Source organism: Streptomyces yunnanensis, from assembly GCF_029011865.1.
Classification (GTDB): domain Bacteria; phylum Actinomycetota; class Actinomycetes; order Streptomycetales; family Streptomycetaceae; genus Streptomyces; species Streptomyces yunnanensis.
Genome location: NZ_CP095749.1, coordinates 9754869 through 9776714 on the forward strand (window position 1 = coordinate 9754869; position 21846 = coordinate 9776714).

The following is a 21846-nucleotide window of genomic DNA, read 5'->3' on the forward strand; positions in this document are numbered from 1 at the left end:
GCGGGCGGCCACCGGGCCGCCCGCCGCGGCGCGTTCCGGCACCCACCCCATCCGCACATCCCGGCACTCAACTACAAAAACCCGCAGTCCACCTTCTGGAAGATGGTGGGGTACCGGTCGGACGTGCGTGTCGACGCTCTGTTTTCCAAGTCCGGCATTCCACCGAACGATTGGCGTCCTGATGTCGAACGAGGAGAAGCTGCGCGAGTACCTCAAGCGCGCAATCGCAGACCTTCACGAGACTCGTCAGCAATTGGACGAGACGGAGGCGAAGCAGCGGGAGCCGATCGCGATCGTCTCGATGGCCTGCCGCTTCCCCGGCGGCGTCCGCGCGCCGGAAGAGCTCTGGGCGCTGCTGCGCGACGGAGTCGACGCGATCTCCTCCTTCCCCCGCAACCGCGGCTGGGACCTGGAAGCGCTCTACCACCCCGACCCGGCCCACCAGGGCACCGCCTACGCCCGCGAGGGCGGATTCCTGCACGAGGCAGGCGAGTTCGACCCCGCCTTCTTCGGGATATCCCCGCGCGAGGCGCTCGCCATGGACCCCCAGCAGCGACTGCTGCTGGAAACCGCCTGGGAAGCCGTCGAGGACGCCGGCATCGACCCGCACTCCCTCGCGGGCAGCCGCACCGGCGTCTTCGTCGGCACCGGCCACGGCGGGTACGACGCCGAAGGAGGCCAACGCGCCGACGAGGTCGGCGGACACCTGCTGACCGGCAACCACATCAGCATCGCCTCCGGCCGGATCTCCTACGTCCTCGGCCTCGAAGGCCCCGCACTGACCGTGGACACGGCCTGTTCCTCGTCACTGGTCGCCCTGCACCTGGCCATGCACGCGCTGCGACGCGGCGAGTGCACCATGGCCCTGGTAGGCGGCGCGACCGTGATGTCCACACCACAGCTGTTCGTGGAGTTCTCCCGCCAGCGCGGCCTGGCCCCCGACGGCCGCTGCAAGCCGTTCGCGTCGGCCGCCGACGGCACCGGCTGGAGCGAGGGCGTCGGACTGCTGCTGGTGGAACGGCTCAGCGACGCCGTGCGCAACGGCCACCCCGTACTCGCCGTGCTGAAGGGCTCGGCCGTCAACCAGGACGGCGCCTCCAACGGCCTGACCGCCCCCAACGGCCCCTCCCAGCAACGCGTCATCCGCCAGGCACTGGCCGGCACGGGCCTGGCCGCCTCGGACATCGACGCCGTGGAGGCGCACGGCACCGGCACCACCCTCGGCGACCCCATCGAGGCGCACGCCCTGCTGGCCACGTACGGGCAGCAGCGCCCCGCGGACCGGCCCGTGCTGATCGGCTCCATGAAGTCCAACATCGGGCACACCCAGGCCGCCGCCGGTGTCGCGGGCGTGATGAAGATGGTCCTGGCGATGCGGCACGGGCAACTGCCCAGGTCCCTGCACCTGGACGAGCCCACCGGGCACGTCGACTGGAGCGAGGGCCATGCCAGGCTCCTCACCGAGGCCGAGCCCTGGCCGAGCACCGATCGGCCCCGCCGCGCCGCGGTCTCCTCCTTCGGCATCAGCGGCACCAACGCCCACGTCATCCTGGAACAGGCGCCCGCCCACGAGGCCGAAGCCGCCCCCGAGCCGGCCGTCCGATCGGGCACGCTGCCCTGGATCCTGTCCGCCCGCACCGAAGCGGCCCTGCGCGCCCAGGCCGAACGCCTCGGCCGCCACGTACGGGACCGTGCCGACCTCGAACCGGCCGCCGTCGCCCACGCCCTGGTGGACACCCGGGCCCTGATGGAACACCGCGCGGTACTCGTCGCGGACGACCGAGAGGCGTTCCTGGACGGCCTGGACGCCCTGGCCACCGGCCGCACCGCCACCGGCCTGGTCAGCGGCGTCGCGGCCCAGACCGCCACCGCGTTCCTCTTCACCGGGCAGGGCTCCCAGCGCCCGGGCATGGGGCGCGAACTGCACGCCGCACACCCCGAGTTCGCGGCGGCCTTCGACGCGGTGTGCGCCGAGCTCGACCCGCACCTGGACCGGCCGCTGCGCGACGTGGTCTTCGCCGACGAAGGCAGCGCCGACGCCGCCCTCCTGGACCGGACCGCCTACACCCAGGCCGCCCTCTTCGCACTGGAAACCGCCCTGTTCCGGCTCGTCGAATCCTGGGGCGTGGCGCCCCGGTTCGTCGCCGGCCACTCCATCGGCGAGATCACCGCCGCCCACGTCAGCGGCGTACTGACCCTCCAGGACGCCGCGCGACTGGTCGCCGCGCGGGGCACCCTCATGCAGGCACTGCCCGAAGGCGGCGCCATGGTGGCGATCCAGGCCACCGAGGAGGAGATCCGGGACAGCCTCGCGGACTACGAGGGGAAGGTCTCCGTCGCCGCCGCCAACGGGCCCGACTCCACCGTCATCTCGGGCGACGAACAGGCCGTGACCGAGATCGCGGCGCACTGGGCGGCCCAGGACCGCCGCACCAAACGCCTGCGGGTCAGCCACGCCTTCCACTCCCCGCACATGGACGGCATGCTGGAGGACTTCCGGTCCGTCGCCCGCGGCCTGACCTTCCACGCGCCCCGCATCCCCGTGGTGTCCACGGTGACCGGCGAGCTCGCCACCGAAGACGAACTGTGCTCGCCCGACTACTGGGTCCGGCAGGTCCGCGAAGCGGTCCGCTTCTGCGCCGCCGTGCGCACCCTCGAAGCCGAGGGCGTCACCATCTTCGTGGAGATCGGCCCCGACGGCGTCCTCACCCCCATGGTCCAGGACTGCCTGACCACCCTCGACGAGCCCGTCCCCCCTGTCCTCGTCTCCCTCCTGCGCACCGGCCGCCCGGAAGCCTCCACCCTCACCACGGGCATCGCCACCGCCTTCGCGCACGGCGTCCACGTCGACTGGTCCGCCTGCCTCGGCGCCCGCAACGCTCCCCACGTGCGACTGCCCACCTACGCCTTCCAGCGCCAGTGGTACTGGCTGGACCCGGCCGACCCCGAGCCGGCGGAAGCGGCCGACGCAGTGGCGGGCGAGGCCGGATTCTGGGCCGCCGTCGAACGCGAGGACCTCCAGGAACTGTCGGCCGTCCTCGCCATCGACGGCAGCGACGCGGACTCCCTCGGCAGCCTCCTGCCCACCCTCTCGTCCTGGCACCGACAGCGCCGGATCCAGGCCGCCGCGGACCGCTTCGGCTACCGCACCCACTGGACCCCGCGCACCGCCTCCAACGGCCCCGCCGCCACGGGCCACTGGCTCGTCGTCCTGCCCGACGGTGCCGCCGCCGATCCGTGGACCGCCCGTCTTCTGGACGCCCTGCGCGACCAGGGCCTGCACATCGACGTACGGGAACTGCCCGACACCGACGAGCCCGGCGACACCCTCGCCCGACCCGACGCCCCCCTCGACGGCGTGCTCTCCCTGCTGGCCCTCGACGAACGACCCCACCCGCACCTGCCCTCCGTACCCCGTGGCGTGGCCGCCGCCACCGCCCTGCTGCGCGCCCTGGAGACCGCAGGCATCCAGGCACCGTTGTGGTGCGTGACCCGCGGCGCCGTCGCCGTCGACCGGCACGAGGCACTCACCCACCCCGTACAGGCCCAGACATGGGGCCTGGGCCGGGTTGCCGCGCTGGAGTCCCCGCAGACCTGGGGCGGGCTCGTCGACCTCCCCGAGAACCTGGACGGGCGGACCGTCGCCGCGCTGCTGCGCACCCTCGCGGGGGAGGAGGACCAGGTCGCGATCCGCCCGGCCGGGGTCCTCACCCGCCGCCTGGAACGGGTCACCCCCGGCGACACCGACGCCCCGTGGCACACCCACGGCACCGTCCTGGTCACCGGCGGCACCGGCGCCCTCGGCACCCACCTCGCCCACTGGCTGGTCGACGCCGGGGCCCAACACCTCGTGCTCACCAGCCGCCGCGGCCCACAGGCCCCCGGCGCACCGGAACTCGCGGCCGCACTCACCGACCGCGGCGTCGAGGTGACCCTGGCCGCCTGCGACGCCGCCGACCGCGACGCCCTGGCGGCCGTCCTCGCGGACATCCCGCCCCACCTGCCGCTCACCGGCGTCGTCCACGCCGCGGGCGTGCTCGACGACGGCGTGCTGGACGCGCTCACCCCCGAGCGCTTCGAGACCGTGCTGCGCCCCAAGGCGCAGGCCGCGCAGAACCTGCACGAACTCACCCGGGACCTGGACCTGGACCACTTCGTGCTGTTCTCCTCCATCGTCGGCGTCCTGGGCAATGCCGGCCAGGCCAACTACGCCGCCGCCAACGCCTACCTGGACGCCCTCGCCGAGCACCGCCACCGGCAGGGGCTCCCGGCCACCTCCGTGTCCTGGGGTCCCTGGGCGGGCGACGGCATGGCCACCGACAGCGACGCCGCCGACCGGATGCGCCGCGACGGGCTGCCGCCCATGCCCCCGGCCCCCGCGCTCGCCGCCCTGCGCCAGGCCCTCGCCCAGGGCATGACGCACCTGACCGTGGCCGACATCGACTGGAGCGCCTACGCCCCCGCCCTGACCGCCGTCCGCCCCAGCCCCCTCATCGGCGACCTGCCCGAGGCCCGCCGCGCGGTCCGCCCCGCGGACGGCCCGCGCGGGGAAGCCTCCCCCCTTCGCGACCGGATCGGTGCACTGCCGCCCGCCGAACAGGAACAGGCGTTCCTGGCCATGGTCAGGGAAGAGGCCGCCAAGGTCCTCGGCCACCCCTCACCGGACACCGTCGAGGCCCAACGCGCCTTCCGCGAGCAGGGGTTCGACTCGCTGATGGCGGTCGACCTGCGCAACCGGCTCTCCGCCGCGACGGGCCTGCGGTTGCCCACCACCCTGCTGTTCGACCACCCCACTTCCGTCGCGGTCGCCGCGTACCTGCGCGCCGAGGTCCTCGGCGCCGCGGGCCCCGCCACGGTCGTGCGGGCGTCGGCCGCCGCCCTCGACGAACCGGTGGCGATCGTCGGCATGGCCTGCCGCTTCCCCGGCGGCGTGGACTCCCCCGCGGCCCTGTGGCGGCTCCTGGCCGAGGGCGGCGACGCCATCACCCCCATGCCCGCCGACCGCGGCTGGGACCTGGACCGGGTCTTCCACCCCGACCCCGACCACCAGGGCACCAGCTACGCCCGCGGTGGCGGCTTCCTGGACGGCGTGGCCGGCTTCGACGCGGACTTCTTCGGCATCTCGCCGCGCGAGGCCCTCGCCATGGACCCGCAGCAGCGGCTGCTCCTGGAGACCACCTGGGAGGTGCTCGAACAGGCCGGAATCGACCCGGAGTCCCTGCGCGGCAGCAGCACCGGTGTCTTCGCCGGCACCAACACCCAGGACTACGGCACGGTGCTGGACACCGCACAGGACGAGGCAAGCGGGCACCGGCTCACCGGCAACGCGATGAGCGTCGTCTCGGGCCGGGTCTCCTACACCTTCGGCTTCGAAGGACCGGCCATGACGGTGGACACGGCGTGCTCCTCCTCGCTGGTGGCCCTGCACATGGCGGCGCAGTCGCTGCGCCAGGGCGAGTGCTCGCTGGCGGTGGCGGGCGGCGTGACGGTGATGTCCACGCCGTCCTCCTTCGTGGAGTTCGCCCGGCAGCGTGGGCTGGCCCCCGACGGCCGCTGCAAGCCGTTCGCGTCGGCCGCCGACGGCACCGGCTGGAGCGAGGGCGTCGGCCTGCTGCTGGTGGAGCGGCTGTCCGACGCCCGCCGCAACGGCCACCAGATCCTCGCCGTCGTCCGCGGCTCGGCCGTCAACCAGGACGGCGCGTCCAACGGCCTGAGCGCACCCAGCGGCCCCTCCCAGCAGCGAGTGATCCGACAGGCCCTGGCCAACGCCCAGCTGGCCGCCTCCGAAGTCGACGCCGTGGAGGCGCACGGCACGGGTACCACGCTCGGCGACCCGATCGAGGCCCAGGCACTGCTGGCCACCTACGGGCAGGAGCACCCGCCGGAGCAGCCGTTGCTGCTGGGCGCGGTGAAGTCCAACCTCGGACACACCCAGGCCGCCGCCGGTGTGGCGGGCGTGATGAAGATGGTGCTGGCGATGCGGCACGGAATGCTGCCGCGCACCCTGCACGTCGACGAACCCACCGGGCACGTCGACTGGACCGCCGGCGCCGTCGAACTGCTCACCGAGAACACGGACTGGCCCGAGACCGGCCACCCGCGACGGGCCGCCGTCTCCGCGTTCGGCATCAGCGGTACCAACGCACACGTGGTCCTGGAACTGCCCCCGGCCACGGAACCCGCAGCACCCGCCGCCACCCCCGACGGCACGGACGCCACCCCTGGAGGGACGGTACCGCTGCTGCTCTCCGCCAAGAGCGAGAGCGCCCTGCGCTCCCAGGCGGCCCGACTCCACTTCCACCTCGACCGCGAGGCCGCGCCCCGGCTCACGGACGTCTCCCACACGCTGACGCACCGCACGGCCTTCGCCCACCGCGCGGCCGTCCGCGCCCACGACCACGGCGCCACGCTGCGGGCCCTGACCGCACTCGCCGCGGGCGAGGCCGACCCCGCCCTGGACACCGGCACGGCCCACCCCGGCCGGGACGCCGTCCTCTTCTCCGGCCAAGGGGCACAACGCCTCGGCATGGGCCGCGAGTTGTACGGCCGCCATCCGGTCTTCGCGGCGACGTTCGACGCGGTCTGCGCCGCCCTGGACGAGCACCTGGACCGCCCCCTGCGGGACGTGGTGTGGGGCGAGGACGCGGAAGCGCTGAACCAGACGGCCTACGCCCAGGCCGGACTGTTCGCCATCGAGGTGGCCCTGTTCCGGCTCGTGGAGTCCTGGGGCGTCAGCCCGCAGTACGTGGCCGGACACTCCGTGGGCGAGATCGCCGCCGCGCATGTCGCCGGGGTGTTCTCCCTGGCCGATGCCTGTGCACTGGTGGCGGCTCGCGGACGGCTGATGCAGGCGCTGCCCGCCGGCGGCGCGATGATGGCGCTCCAGGCCACCGAGGAGGAGGTGCTCCCGCACCTGACCGACGACGTCGCGATCGCCGCCGTGAACGGCCCCCGGGCCACCGTGGTCTCCGGCACCGAGGCCGCCGTGCTCACGCTCGCCGCGCACGTCGAAGCGGAGGGCCGCAAGGCCACCCGACTGCGGGTCTCGCACGCCTTCCACTCGCCGCTGATGGAACCGATGCTGGCCGACTTCCGCGCCGTCGCCGAGGGCCTGTCCTACGGCGCGCCGGAACTGTCCGTCGTCTCGAACGTGACCGGCGAACTCGCCACCCCGGACCAACTGCGCACCCCCGAGTACTGGGTGACCCACGTGCGCGCCGCGGTGCGCTTCGCCGACGGCATCCGCGCCCTGAGCGCGCAGGGCGTGACGCGCTTCCTGGAACTGGGCCCCGACGGCACGCTCACGGCCATGGCCCGCGAGTCGCTCCAGGACGGTGACACCGCCGACCGGAGCGCTTCCGAGGGGCCCGTCCTCGTCACCGCCCTGCGCCGGGACCGCCCCGAGGAGGCCACCCTCCTCGCGGCCCTGACCCAACTGCACGTGCGCGGCGCCGAGATCGACTGGACCTCGTTCCCGGCCGACCGGGACGCGCACACCGTCGACCTGCCGACGTACGCCTTCCAGCACCAGCGGTACTGGCCGACGCCCGACCACACCCGCACCGGGGACATCGGCGCCGTCGGCCTCGAAGCGGCCGGGCACCCGCTGTTGAGCGCCGCCGTGGAACTGCCCGACGGCGACGGCGTGCTGTTCACCACGCGCCTGTCGCTCGCCTCCCACCCGTGGCTGGCCGGGCACGCCATCATGGGCTCGGTCCTGCTGCCGGGCACGGCCTTCGTCGAACTCGCGGTCCGCGCCGCCGACGAGGTGGGCTGCGACCGCGTCGACGAACTGACCCTGGCCGCCCCGCTGGTCCTGCCCGAGCACGGCGGCGTGCACCTCCAGCTGCACGTGGGCCCCGCCGACGAGGCGGGCCGCCGCACCTTCAGCGCACGCTCCAGGGTCGAGGGCGACGGGGACCACCCGTGGGTGCAGCACGCCACCGGCGCACTCGCCGTCGACCCGCGGCCGGCCGCCACCGACGCCGACTTCGCCGCGGCGCCCTGGCCGCCCGCCGACGCCGAGCCCGTCGACCTGACCGACTTCTACCCCCGCCTGGCCGACCGCGGATTCGACTACGGCCCGCACTTCCAGGGCCTGCGCGCCGCATGGCGCCGTGGCGACGAGGTCTTCGCCGACGTCGCCCTGCCGGTCGCCGCCGAAGGCGAAGCACCGTCCTACGGCCTGCACCCGGCGCTGCTCGACGCGGCCCTGCACGTCGTGACGTTCAACGGCGTCGAGCAGAACGTCGTGCCGTTCGCCTGGGAGGGTGTCTCGCTGCACGCCTCCGGCGCCGCGGCGGTACGGGTCCGGGTCACCCGCCACGGCGGCGACACGGTATCCGTGGACGTCGCCGACACCGCGGGCGGACCCGTCGCCTCCATCGGCGCTCTCGTCGTGCGGCAGGTCTCCGCCGACCAGTGGGACAGCGGCACGAACCCGGTCGGCCGCGACGCGCTGTTCCGCGTCCAGTGGAACCCCGTACGCCTGCCCCCGGCCGGCGCAGCGGAGTTCGTCGCCGCGATCGGCGTCCCCGAGGGCTCGTCGGCCGAGTGGTCCGCGGACCTGGTCGAGCACCACGCGGATCTGGACTCCCTGGCCGCATCCGGCCGGGCGCACGGCACGGTGTTGGTGCCGGTGACGGCCGCCCCCGACGGACCCGACACGGTGGAGTCCGTCCACGCCATTACCGCGCGGGCGCTGGACACGATGCAGTCGTGGCTGGCGGACGACCGGTTCGCCACCTCGCGCCTGGTGTTCGTCACGCGCGGCGCGGTCGCCGGTGTGGACCTCGCGGCCGCCGCGGTGTGGGGCCTGGTGCGGTCGGCGCAGTCGGAGAACCCGGGCCGCTTCGGCCTGGTGGACCTGGACGAGGATGCCGAAGTGGCAGTCCTGCCAAGGGCGTTGGCGTCGGACGAGCCGCAGCTGTCGCTGCGCGGCGGCGAGGCGCTGGCCCCGCGACTGGCCCGCGCCCAGGCGCAGCAGGCCCATGTCTGGGACGCGGCCGGCACGGTCCTGATCACCGGCGGTACGGGTGGTCTGGGGCGTACGATGGCCCGGCATCTGGTGGTCGAGCACGGGGTGCGGAGCCTGCTGCTGGTGAGCCGTCGCGGTCCGGCAGCGGAGGGGGCCGAGGAACTGGTCGCCGAACTGGCCGAGCACGGTGCGCAGGCCGTCGTGGAGGCGTGTGACGTCTCCGATGCGGTGGCTGTAGCGGACCTGATCGACCGTCATGCTCCTTCGGCCGTGGTGCATACGGCCGGCGTGTTGGACGACGGTGTGGTGGCGTCGTTGACGCCGGAGCGGTTGGCTGCGGTGTTGCGTCCGAAGGTGGATGCGGCGTGGCATCTGCACGAGGCCACCAGGGGCAGGGACTTGGACGCGTTCGTGGTGTTCTCGTCCGTGGCCGGCACGATCGGCAGTTCCGGCCAGGCCAACTACGCGGCGGGCAACGCCTTCTTGGACGGTTTGGCGCAGCACCGTCGTGCGGCGGGTCTGCCTGCGGTGTCGTTGGCGTGGGGTCCCTGGACCCAGGACAGCGGCATGACCGGTACCCTCACCGACGCCGATCTGCAGCGCATCGCCCGCCAGGGAATGCCCCCGCTCTCCGCCGAGCAGGGCGTCGCCCTCTTCGACGCCGCACTGGCGGCCGGGGACGCCCACATGCTCCCGGTGCGCTTCGACCTGGCGGGCCTGCGCGAGCAGGGAGAGGTGCCCGCACTGTTGCGCGGCCTGATCAGGACCCGCGCCCGGCGCTCGACGGTGGCCGGCTCGACCGCTGTCGCCGGCCTGGTGGGGCGCCTGTCCCAACTGGGCGCGGTGGAACGGCGCGAGGCGCTGCTGGACCTGGTGCGCGCCCAGATCGCCGTGGTCCTGGGCCACGCGAACCCGCAGACCGTCGACCCGGACCGGGCCTTCCAGGACCTCGGCTTCGACTCGCTGACCGCGGTCGAGCTGCGCAACCGGCTCAACGACGCGACCGGCATGCGCCTTTCGTCCACCGCCGTCTTCGACTACCCCACGGCCGGCACGCTCGTCGACTTCCTGCTCGACGAGTTGTTCGACGCGCAGGAGGAGGTCGAGCTGCCGACGGGGCCGTCACCGGCGGGTGCCGCGGACGACCCGGTGGTGATCGTCGGCATGAGCTGCCGCTACCCGGGAGGCGTCGCCTCGCCCGAGGACCTGTGGCGGCTGGTGTCCGAGGGCGTGGACGCGATCTCGGACTTCCCCACCGACCGTGGTTGGGACGTGGCGGCCCTCCACAACCCGGACCCCGAGGCGTTCGGTACCTCGTACACGCGCTCCGGTGGCTTCCTGCACCAGGCCGCGGAGTTCGACCCCGAGTTCTTCGGGATGAGCCCCCGGGAAGCGCTGGCGACGGACTCGCAGCAGCGGCTGCTGCTGGAAACGACCTGGGAGGCCATCGAGCGCACCGGTATCGACCCGTCGTCGCTGCGCGGCAGCCGGACCGGTGTCTTCGCGGGCGTGATGTACACCGACTACGAAGACCTCCTCGTCGGCGACCAGTTCGAGGGCTTCCGCAGCAACGGCAGCGCGGCAAGCATCGCCTCCGGCCGGGTGTCCTACACCTTCGGTTTCGAGGGTCCGGCGGTCACGGTGGACACCGCGTGCTCGTCGTCGCTGGTGGCGTTGCACCTGGCGGCGCAGGCGCTGCGGGCGGGGGAGTGCTCGCTGGCGCTCGCCGGTGGTGTGACGGTGATGTCCACCCCGACGACGTTCGTGGAGTTCTCGCGTCAGCGCGGACTGGCGGCGGACGGGCGCTGCAAGGCGTTCTCCGACGCGGCCGACGGTGTCGGCTGGGGCGAGGGCGTCGGCATGCTCGTGCTGGAGCGCCTGTCGGACGCGCGCCGCAACGGGCACCGGGTGCTGGCGGTGGTGCGTGGTTCCGCGGTGAACCAGGACGGTGCGTCGAACGGGTTGACCGCGCCGAACGGCCCGTCGCAGCAGCGGGTGATCCGGCAGGCGTTGGCCAGCGCGGGTCTGTCGGCGGCGGACGTGGACGCGGTCGAGGCGCACGGTACGGGTACGACGCTGGGTGACCCGATCGAGGCGCAGGCGCTGCTGGCCACCTACGGTCGCGAGCGGCCGGAGGACCGGCCGCTGCTGGTGGGTACGGTCAAGTCCAACGTCGGTCATGCGCAGGCGGCTTCCGGCGTCGCCGGTGTCATCAAGATGGTGTTGGCGATGCGGCACGGTGTGCTGCCCCGGACGCTGCACGTCGACCAGCCGTCGACGCACGTGGACTGGAACGCCGGCGCCGTGGAGTTGCTGACGTCCCAGACGCAGTGGCCGCGGGGCGACGGGCCGCGTCGCGCGGGCGTCTCCTCCTTCGGGGTCAGCGGGACGAACGCGCACGTCATCCTGGAGCAGCCCGAGCCGATCGCGGACGATGCCGTACCGGACGCGGCCGAAGACGAGCCCGGCGCGCTGGCGTGGGTGCTCTCCGCCAGGAACGAGGCCGCGCTGCGCGGCCAGGCGGCACGCCTGCTGTCGCTCGTCGCCGGCCGTGATGCGCGGTCCGCACGGGACATCGGCCACTCGCTGGTGACCGGACGGACGAGCTTCCCCCATCGCGCCGTGGTGTGGGGACAGGACCGCGAGGCGCTGGTGCTCGCCCTGTCCGCACTCGCCGTGGGCGAGGCCGACGCAGGTCTGGCGGAGGGCACCTCCGGCGGGGGGAAGACGGCCTTCCTGTTCTCGGGCCAGGGTTCGCAACGCCTGGGAATGGGCCGTGAGCTGCATGCTCGTCACCCGGTCTTCGCGGAGGCGTTCGATGCGGTGTGTGCCGCGTTGGACGAGCATCTGGAGCGCCCCCTGCGGGATGTGGTGTGGGGCGAGGACGCGGAGCTGTTGAACCAGACGGCCTACGCCCAGGCCGGGTTGTTCGCGATCGAGGTGGCGCTGTACCGGTTGGCGGAGTCGTGGGGCGCTCGCGCCGACTTCGTGACGGGGCATTCGATCGGTGAAGTCGCCGCGGCGCACGTGGCGGGCGTCTTCTCCCTGCCGGATGCGTGTGCGCTGGTGGCGGCCCGGGGCCGGCTGATGCAGGCGCTGCCGGCCGGTGGCGCGATGGTGGCCGTCAGGGCGACGGAGCAGGAGGTCCTGCCGCACCTGACGGAGACGGTGTCGATCGCGGCGATCAACGGCCCGACGTCGGTGGTGGTCTCCGGCGCCGAGGAGACGGTCCGCTCGATCGCGGCGCACTTCGAGGGGGAGGGCCGCAAGACCACCAGGCTGCGGGTCTCGCACGCCTTCCACTCACCGCTCATGGAACCGATGCTGGCCGACTTTCGCGCGGTGGTGGCACGGCTGTCCATCGGCACGCCGACGATCCCCGTCGTCTCGAACCTGACGGGCCGGATCGCCGAGCCCGAACAGCTCGGCCAGGCCGACTACTGGGTCCGGCACGTCCGCGAAGCGGTGCGCTTCGCGGACGGGGTGGCGGCTCTGCACGCAGAGGGGGTGACGCGCTTCCTCGAACTCGGCCCGGACGGCGTGCTGTCGGCGATGGCACAGGAGTCGTTACCGGACGACGCCGAGCTCGCTCCCGCACTGCGCAAGGGCCGGCCGGAGGAGACGGGACTGCTGGGCGCCCTGGCGCAGCTGTACGTCCGGGGCGCCAGCGTGGACTGGGCGGCGCTGTACGCCGGTACGGGTGCGCGGTGGGTCGATCTGCCGACGTACGCGTTCCAGCACGAGCGGTTCTGGCCGTCGGGTCGGGTGGCGCGCTCGGGAGATGTGCGGTTCGCGGGCCTGGATTCCGCGGAGCATCCGCTGCTCGGCGCGGCGGTGCAACTGGCCGGCTCGGGAGGGCTGTTGTTCACCGGTCGGCTGTCGCTCTCCGCGCATCCGTGGCTGGCGGATCACGTGGTGCTGGGGTCCGTGCTGGTGCCCGGCACGGCGCTGGTGGAACTGGTGCTGCGGGCAGCCGACGAGGTCGGCTGTGACCTGCTGGAGGAACTGACGTTGGCCGCGCCGCTGGTGCTGCCCGCATCGGGCAGCGGCGTACAGGTACAGGTGTGGCTGGGCGAACCGGATGGTTCGGGCCGCCGGTCGGCGTCGGTACATGCGCGTGAGGGCGAGGGCCCCTGGACACTGCACGCCAGCGGCGTGGTGACCTCCGGGGCCGAAGCGGTCGCCTTCGACCTCGCGGAATGGCCCCCCAAGGGCGCGGAGCCGGTGGACGTGGCGGACTGCTACGGCACACTCGCCGATGCCGGGCTCACGTACGGACCGGTGTTCCGGGGCCTGCGTGCGGCGTGGAAGCGCGGCGAGGAGGTCTACGCCGACGTGAGCCTTCCGGAAGGCACGGAGGGCCGCGCCTACGGACTGCACCCCGCACTCTTCGACGCCGCTCTGCACGCGGCGGCGTCGGGCGGCGTGGAAGCGGGCGGAGTCCCCTTCGCGTGGACCGGAGTCTGCCTGCACGCCTCCGGAGCCTCCCACCTCCGTGTCCGGATCCGTGGCACGGCCAACGGGATGTCGGTCGCGATGGCGGACACCTCCGGCGCGCCGGTGGCCTCCGTGGAGTCGCTGGTGGTGCGTCCGCTCTCGGCCGGGCAGGTGCAGGCCGCCGGCCGGGACGCCCTCTTCAAGGTCGACTGGGCGCCCGTCCCGCTCACTGACGAACGCGTCGAGCTCGGCACCGCTCCGGACGGCGAGCCACTGTCGGACCTCGGGGAGCTGGAGACCCTGGCGGGAGCGACCGTGCCCGGGACGGTCCTGGTCGCACCGCCCGCCGACGGCGGCGACGTGGTGGAGTCCGTGCATCGCACGGCCGCCTGGGCCTTGGATCTGGTCCAGTCCTGGCTGGCCGAGGAGCGGTTCGCCTCCTCGCGCCTGGTGTTCGTGACGCGTGGCGCGGTGTCCGGTGCGGATCTCGCGGCCGGCGCCGTCCAGGGCCTGGTGCGGTCGGCGCAGTCGGAGAACCCCGGCCGCTTCGGCCTGGTGGACCTGGACGACGACGCCGATGTGACCGTGCTGGCGCAAGGGCTCGCGACCGACGAGCCCGAACTGCTGGTGCGGGGCGGCGAAGTGCTGGCACCGCGACTGGCCCGGACCCAGTCCGAGCACACGATGACCTGGGACACCTCCGGCACGGTTCTGATCACTGGTGGCACCGGTGGCCTGGGGCGCGCTGTCGCGCGGCATCTGGTGGCCGCGCATGGGCTGCGGAGTCTGCTGCTGGTCAGTCGGAGCGGCCAGGCTGCCGAGGGGGCCGCGGAGCTCGTGGCCGAGCTCCGCGGCGGCGACGCCGAAGTGGCCGTCGAGGCGTGCGATGTGTCGGACCCGGCGGCGGTGGCTGATCTGCTGGCGCGGTATCGGATCGGTGCGGTGGTGCATACGGCCGGTGTGCTGGACGACGGTGTGGTGGAGTCGTTGACCGCGGAGCGGTTGGCTGCGGTGCTGCGTCCGAAGGTGGATGCGGCGTGGCATCTGCACGAGGCGACCAGGCATCTGGACCTGGACGCGTTCGTGGTGTTCTCGTCCGTGGCGGGGGCGTTCGGCAGTTCCGGTCAGGGGAACTACGCGGCGGGCAACGCGTTCTTGGACGCGTTGGCGCGGCATCGTCGTGCGGCGGGTCTGCCCGCGGTGTCGTTGGCGTGGGGCCCGTGGTCCCAGGACAGCGGGATGACCGGTGCGCTGACCGATGCGGACGTGCAGCGGATCGCCCGTCAGGGCATGCCGCCGCTGTCCGTCGAGGAGGGACTGGCGCTCTTCGACGCCGCGCTCGGTACCACCGAGCCCGCACCGTTGCCCGTCCGCCTGGACCTCGCGGCGCTCCGCGCGCAGGGCGAGCCGCAGGCACTGCTGCGCGGCCTGATCCGTACGCGGACCCGCCGATCCGGCGCCGTCGAGGCATCCGACATCGCGCAGCGCCTGACCGGGCTGTCCGCGGCGGAGCGGCGCGAGGCACTGCTCGATGTCGTACGTGCCCAGATCGCGACGGTCCTGGGCCACGCGAGCCCTGAGACGGTCGACCCGGACCGGGCCTTCCAGGACCTCGGCTTCGACTCCCTGACCGCCATCGAACTCCGCAACCTGCTGGGCAGGACCACCGGACTGCGGCTCCCGGCGACGGCCGTGTTCGACTATCCGACGGCCGACGCCCTGGCCGGCCACCTCCTGGACGAGCTGTTCGGCGCGGAGACCGAGACGCCGCTCCCGGTGTCCGCCCTCCCGTCCCTGACGGACGACCCCGTGGTGATCGTCGGCATGAGCTGCCGCTTCCCCGGCGGCGTCGCCTCGCCCGAGGACCTGTGGCGGCTGGTGTCCGAGGGCGTGGACGCGGTGTCCGACTTCCCCACCGACCGCGGTTGGGAGATCGACGACACCTACGACCCCGACCGCGAGGGCGCCATCGCCACCCGCTCCGGTGGCTTCCTCCACCGGGCCGCGGAGTTCGACCCCGAGTTCTTCGGGATGAGCCCCCGAGAGGCCCTGACCACCGACGCCCAGCAGCGGCTGCTGCTGGAGACGACCTGGGAGGCGCTGGAGCGCGCCGGTATGGACCCGGCCACCCTGCGCGGCAGCCGTACCGGAGTCTTCGCCGGCGTGATGTACCACGACTACTCGACGCTGCTGTCCGGCCGCGAGTTCGAGGGCTACCAGGGCAGCGGCAGCGCGGGCAGTGTCGCCTCCGGCCGGGTGTCCTACACGTTCGGCTTCGAAGGCCCCGCCATCACGGTGGACACGGCGTGCTCGTCGTCGCTGGTGGCCCTGCACCTGGCCGCGCAGTCGCTGCGCCAGGGCGAGTGCTCGCTGGCGCTCGCGGGCGGTGTGACGGTGATGTCGACCCCGGCGACGTTCGTGGAGTTCTCCCGCCAGGGCGGGCTCTCCCAGGATGGTCGCTGCAAGGCGTTCGCCGATGGGGCCGACGGGGTCGGCTGGGGTGAGGGCGTCGGAATCCTGGTGCTGGAGCGCCTGTCCGACGCGCGCCGCAACGGACACCGGATTCTGGCGACGGTGCGGGGCAGCGCGGTGAATCAGGACGGCGCGTCGAACGGGTTGACGGCGCCGAACGGTCCGTCGCAGCAGCGGGTCATTCGACAGGCGTTGGCGAGTGCGGGTCTGTCTGCCGCGGAGGTGGATGCGGTGGAGGCGCACGGTACGGGTACGACGTTGGGCGACCCGATCGAGGCGCAGGCGCTGTTGGCCACCTACGGTCAGGGGCGGTCGGCTGATCGGCCGCTGTTGTTGGGCTCGGTCAAGTCGAACATCGGTCATGCGCAGGCGGCTTCGGGTGTCGCGGGAGTGATCAAGATGGTGTTGGCGATGCGTCATGGTGTGCTTCCGCGGACGCTGCATGTGGATGAACCGTCGTCGCATGTGGATTGGGACGCCGGTGCCGTCGCACTGCTGACGTCCGCGGTGGAGTGGCGGCAGGGGGACGGGCCACGCCGTGCGGGCGTCTCCTCCTTCGGCATCAGTGGCACGAACGCGCATGTGATCCTGGAACAGCCCGAACCGGTCGCCGCCGTCCCCGAGCCGGAGGAGGCCGCCGACGCATCGACCGGCACGCCGGTTCCGGTGCTGCTGTCGGGTCGGAGCGAGCCGGCGCTGCGGGCCCAGGCGGCACGACTGCTGTCCCGGCTGGCCGACGGCGAACCGGAGCTGCGGGCCACGGATGTCGCCTACGCGCTGGCGACGGGCCGCTCGGCCTTCCAGCACCGCGCGGTGATACTGGCCGAGGACCGGAAGGGCCTGCTGCGCTCGTTGTCCGCCCTGGCCGAGGGCCGCAGCGAGGCGGCCGTGGTGGCGCAGGACCGTGCCGGCACGGGCAAGCTGGCCTTCTTGTTCTCGGGTCAGGGGTCCCAACGCCTCGGCATGGGGCGTGAGTTGTACGGCCGCCATCCGGTCTTCGCGGAGGCGTTCGACGCGGTCTGCGGCGCACTGGACGAGCATCTGGACCGCCCCCTGCGGGACGTGGTGTGGGGCGAGGACGCGGAAGCGCTGAACCAGACGGCCTACGCCCAGGCAGGCTTGTTCGCGATCGAGGTGGCGCTGTACCGCCTGCTGGAGTCGTGGGGCGTGCGCCCGGCCCAGCTGCTGGGGCACTCCGTCGGGGAAATCGCCGTGGCGCACGTCGCGGGGGTCTTCTCCCTGCCGGATGCGTGTGCGCTGGTGGCGGCCCGGGGCCGGCTGATGCAGGCGCTGCCGGCCGGTGGCGCGATGGTGGCCGTCCGGGCCACGGAGCAGGAGGTCCTGCCGCACCTGACGGAGGAGGTGTCGATCGCGGCGATCAACGGCCCGACGTCGGTGGTGGTCTCCGGCGCCGAGGACGCGGTGCTCGCCATCGCGACGCACTTCGAGGGGGAGGGCCGCAAGACCACCAGGCTGCGGGTCTCGCACGCCTTCCACTCACCGCTCATGGAACCGATGCTGGCCGACTTCCGCGCCGTCGCCGACCGCATGACGTACCACGCGCCGCGCATCCCCGTGATCTCGAACGTCACCGGCGAGCCCGCCGCGGAGGAACAGCTGTGTTCCGCCGGGTACTGGGTGAGTCATGTCCGTGAAGCAGTGCGGTTCGCCGACGGGGTCGGCGCGCTGGAAGCCCAGGGCGTCTCGGCGTACCTGGAGCTCGGCCCGGACGGCGCCCTCGCCGCGCTCGCAGCGGAGTCCGCCGCGGACGATTCGGTACTGACCCCGGTACTGCGCAAGGACCGGCCGGAGGCACCGGCACTCCTCACGGCCGTGGCGCGACTGCATGCCTGCGGCGTACCCGTCGACTGGTCCGCCGTCTTCGCCGGTACGGGTGCGCGGTGGGTGGATCTGCCGACGTACGCGTTCCAGCACGAGCGGTACTGGCCGTCGGGCCGGGTGGCGCGCTCGGGTGATGTGCGGTTCGCGGGCCTGGATTCCGCGGAGCATCCGCTGCTCGGTGCGGCCGTCGAACTGGCCGGCTCGGACGGGGTGTTGTTCACCGGCCGACTCTCGGTCTCCGCGCATCCGTGGCTGGCGGATCATGTGGTGATGGGGTCCGTGCTGGTGCCCGGCACGGCGCTGGTGGAACTGGCGCTGCGGGCGGCCCACGGGGTGGACTGCGGTGCGGTGGAGGAGCTGACGCTCGCTGCCCCGCTGGTGCTGCCTGCGGCGGACGGCGCGGTCCAGGTGCAGGTGCGGGTGGGCGAGCCCGATGACGGGGGTCGCCGGCCGGTGTCGGTGCACGGACGTGCGGGAGCGGAGCCGTGGACCCTGCATGCCGACGGTGTCCTGGCCCCGGCCGCCGAGGCGCCGGCGTTCGATGCCCGGATGTGGCCCCCGCAGGGCTCCGAGCCGCTTGACCTGACGGGCTGCTACGAGCAGTTCGCCGATGCCGGGTTCGCCTACGGCCCGGTGTTCCGGGGACTGCGGGCAGCCTGGAAGTCGGGCGACGACGTCTATGCGGAGGTCGGACTTCCGGAGGGCACCGACGGCGGCGCCTACGGCCTGCACCCGGCGCTCTTCGATGCGGCGCTGCACGCGGCGCTGCTGGACGGCGCAGGAGCGGAGGAGCGGGGTGTCCCCTTCTCGTGGAGCGGGGTGTCCCTGCACGCGTCCGGTGCCTCCCGGGTGAGGGTCCGCATCCGCGCCACCGCGCACGGCACGTCGATCGCGATCGCGGACACGACGGGCGCTCCGGTGGCTTCGGTAGGAGCCCTGACCGCGCGTCCGATCACCGCCGGGCAGCTGCAGAGCGGCGGCGATTCCCTCTTCAAGGTCGACTGGACCGATGGCCACCTCACGGCCGAGCCGACGAGTTCCCTCGCCATGCTCGGCAAGGACGCCGAAGGCATCCTCGACGCGCTCTCGCTCCGGACCCACACGGATCTCGACGAGATCGCCAAGGCCGACGCCCCCGACCTGCTGCTCGTTCCGCCGACGACCGGGACCCACTCCGACAGCACCGTGGAGTCCGTCCATGCCGCGGCAGCCGGGGCGCTGGAGATGATCCAGTCGTGGCTGGCGGAGGAGCGGTTCGCCTCCTCGCGCCTGGTGTTCGTGACGCGCGGCGCGGTGTCCGGCGCGGATCTCGCGGGCGCGGCGGTGTGGGGTCTGGTGCGGTCGGCGCAGTCGGAGAACCCCGGACGCTTCGGCCTCGTGGACGTGGCGGACAACGCCGAAGTGACCCTCGTTCCCAAGGCGTTGGCCTCGGACGAGCCGCAGCTGCTGGTGCGCGGCGAGCAGGTCCTCGCCGCACGGCTGGCCCGGGTGGAACGGCCGGCCGAACCCGCAGCCGGGGTCCCATGGGATCCGTCCGGGACGGTTCTGATCACGGGTGGTACCGGCGGCCTGGGGCGCATCGTTGCGCGGCATCTGGTGGCTGTGCACGGGGTGCGGAGTCTGTTGTTGGTCAGTCGCCGTGGGCCGGCCGCCGAAGGTGTCGGTGACTTCGTCGCCGAACTCGCGCGGCATGGCGCGGAGGCGGTTGTCGAGGCGTGCGATGTGTCGGACGCCGCGGCAGTGACTGACCTGATGGTCCGTCATGCACCCTCAGCGGTGGTGCATACGGCCGGTGTCCTGGACGACGGTGTGGTGGAGTCGTTGACCGCGGAGCGGTTGGCTGCGGTGTTGCGTCCGAAGGTGGATGCGGCGTGGCATCTGCACGAGGCGACCAGGCATCTGGACCTGGACGCGTTCGTGGTGTTCTCGTCCGTGGCGGGCACTGTCGGTAGCCCCGGTCAGGGGAACTATGCGGCGGGCAACGCGTTCTTGGACGCGTTGGCGGTTCATCGTCGTGCGGCGGGTCTGCCTGCGGTGTCGTTGGCGTGGGGTCCGTGGTCCCAGGACAGCGGGATGACCGGTGCCCTCACCGACGCCGACGTGCAGCGTATGGCTCGTCAGGGGATGCCGCCGCTGTCCGTCGAGGAGGGTCTGGCGCTCTTCGACACCGCGCTCGGGACGGCCGAGCCCACCACGCTCCCCGTCCGCTTGGACCGCGCCGCGCTCCGCGCACAGGGCGAGCCCCAGGCACTGCTGCGCGGCCTGATCCGTACCCCGGGCCGGCGCGCGGCCGTGACCACGGCCGCGACGGACGGCGACGCGGCAGCTGCCTTCGCGCGGCGGCTGACCGGCCTGTCCGCGGCAGAGGGGCGCGAGGTCGTACTGGACGCCGTGGGCGGCCAGGTCGCGACGGTCCTCGGGCACGCCAGGGGCACGGAGATCGACCCGGACCGCGCCTTCCTGGACATCGGCTTCGACTCGCTGACCGCGGTCGAACTCCGCAACGGCCTGAGCGCCCTCACCGGAATCCGCCTGCCGGCGACCCTGCTCTTCGACTACCCGACGCCGGCGGAGCTGGTCGACCACCTCCACGCCCGGATCGCCCCCGAGCCGGCCTCCGGCCCGGAGGAGCTCCTGGGTGAGCTCGAACGGCTGGAGAAGACCTTCGGCGGGCTCGACGTCACGGAGGAGGTCCACGAGCAGATAGCGGGTCGCCTGGAGGTCCTCCGGGCGAAGTGGGACGCCCTGCGGGAGACCCCCGCGGCAGCCGGGCGGGACGACTCCCGGTCCGATCAGGACTTCGACTTCGAGTCGGCCTCCGACGAGGAGGTCTTCGACCTCCTGGACAACGAGATCGGCCTGTCCTGAACCGCGGGAACCACACACGACGCCCCTCCCGGCAGTGCGCCGGGAGGGGCGTCGTGTTGTGCAGTCCGTGCGGGACTCTCGGGCTGTGGGCCGGACGGCCGGGCGACAGCCGGCCGGTCAGTCGACGAGCAGTGTCTCCCGCAGCCGCTCCAGATCCTGCTTGTTCAGGCCCAGCCCGTCGCGCAGATACGCGTCGAAGGAGCCGAAGCGGGCCGTGACCTCGTCGAAGGCCGTGTTCAGGTACGTGGCCCTGGCGTCCAGGACCGGCTTGAGGCGGGCGGCCATCTCCGGGGTCTGCTCGGCGAGGGTGGCGGCGTTCCGCTCCGCGAGGTAGTCGTTGGTGGCCAGGTAGTCCCGCATGACCGTGTCGCGGTCCACACCCAGGGCCGTGAGCAGGGCGGCGTTGCCCCAGCCCGTACGGTCCTTGCCGCCCTCGCAGTGGTAGACCAGCGGGGAGAAGCCGGAGGAGCCGGCGAGAAGGAACAGCGATCGGTAGGCGTCGAGCGCGGAGGGTTTGGAGACGAGCCACCGGTAGGTGTCGGTCATCATCCGCTCGGATGCCGCGGCTGTCGGGGGCAGGTCACCCTTGAGGTCCTCGCCCAGGACATCGGCGGCGATGTAGCGCGCGCCCGCGGGTACGCGGTCCGGGCCCTCGGCGCGCTCGCCCGGCATGCGCAGGTCGACGTCCGTACGGATGCCCAGACGCTGGAGCTTGGCCAGGTCGGCGTCGGAGAGGCCGTGCAGGCCGTTGGAGCGGTACAGCACACCCATCTTCACCCACCGGCCGTCGGTGGTGCGGTAGCCGCCCGCGTCGCGGAAGTTGGGCGCACTCTCAAGGTGCAGTGAGCGGTCGGCGAGGGTGAGCGGGTCTCCCTGGTCGGGAACGAGGCGGAACCACTGCCGGTCGGCGGCGGGCAGTCCGCGTACGGTGACGCTGGCCTCGGGCCCGCCATGGGCCACGGCTCTGTCGCCGACGTAGACGGTGACCGAACCGACCGCGGGCGCCTTCCAGGCCACGGTGAACGAGCCGTCCGTCTGCTGGGTGACCTTGGCGTCGGTGAACGGAATGCCGTGTGCGGCAACCGATGCCTGCGGCGCGTGCCGGGCCGGCGCTCCGGCGGGCGCGGTGCGGGGCTGGGCCGCGGCGAGAGGGGCGGTGAGTCCCACCGCCGACACGGCGGCCACGAACGATAAGGCGATGTGGCGGGCGGCTTGCACCGCCGCCGAGGAATTGGAGTCCATGACAGGAA

Annotated in this window: 2 protein-coding genes; one reads left to right on the forward strand and one right to left on the reverse strand. The window is 73.1% G+C overall.

The window, feature by feature from the left end; translation table 11 throughout:
* The first annotated feature begins 181 nt into the window (after nucleotides 1-181).
* Nucleotides 182-20596: a type I polyketide synthase gene (locus MOV08_RS42735; protein WP_275311543.1), complete on the forward strand. Its 20415-nt coding sequence runs from the start codon at nucleotides 182-184 to the stop codon at nucleotides 20594-20596.
* A 117-nt stretch (nucleotides 20597-20713) separates the two neighbouring features.
* Here MOV08_RS42735 and MOV08_RS42740 read toward each other — a convergent pair whose 3' ends face one another.
* The gene (locus MOV08_RS42740) at nucleotides 20714-21838 is read right to left on the reverse strand and encodes a tyrosine-protein phosphatase (RefSeq protein WP_275311544.1); all 1125 of its coding nucleotides are present in this window, start codon (nucleotides 21836-21838) and stop codon (nucleotides 20714-20716) included.
* Nucleotides 21839-21846: the final 8 nt, after the last annotated feature.

Coding starts and splice junctions, on each gene's coding strand:
- MOV08_RS42740 (WP_275311544.1), bottom strand. CDS start 21,838: ATGGACTCCAATTCCTCGGCGGCGGTGCAAGCCGCCCGCCACATCGCC.
- MOV08_RS42735 (WP_275311543.1), top strand. CDS start 182: ATGTCGAACGAGGAGAAGCTGCGCGAGTACCTCAAGCGCGCAATCGCA.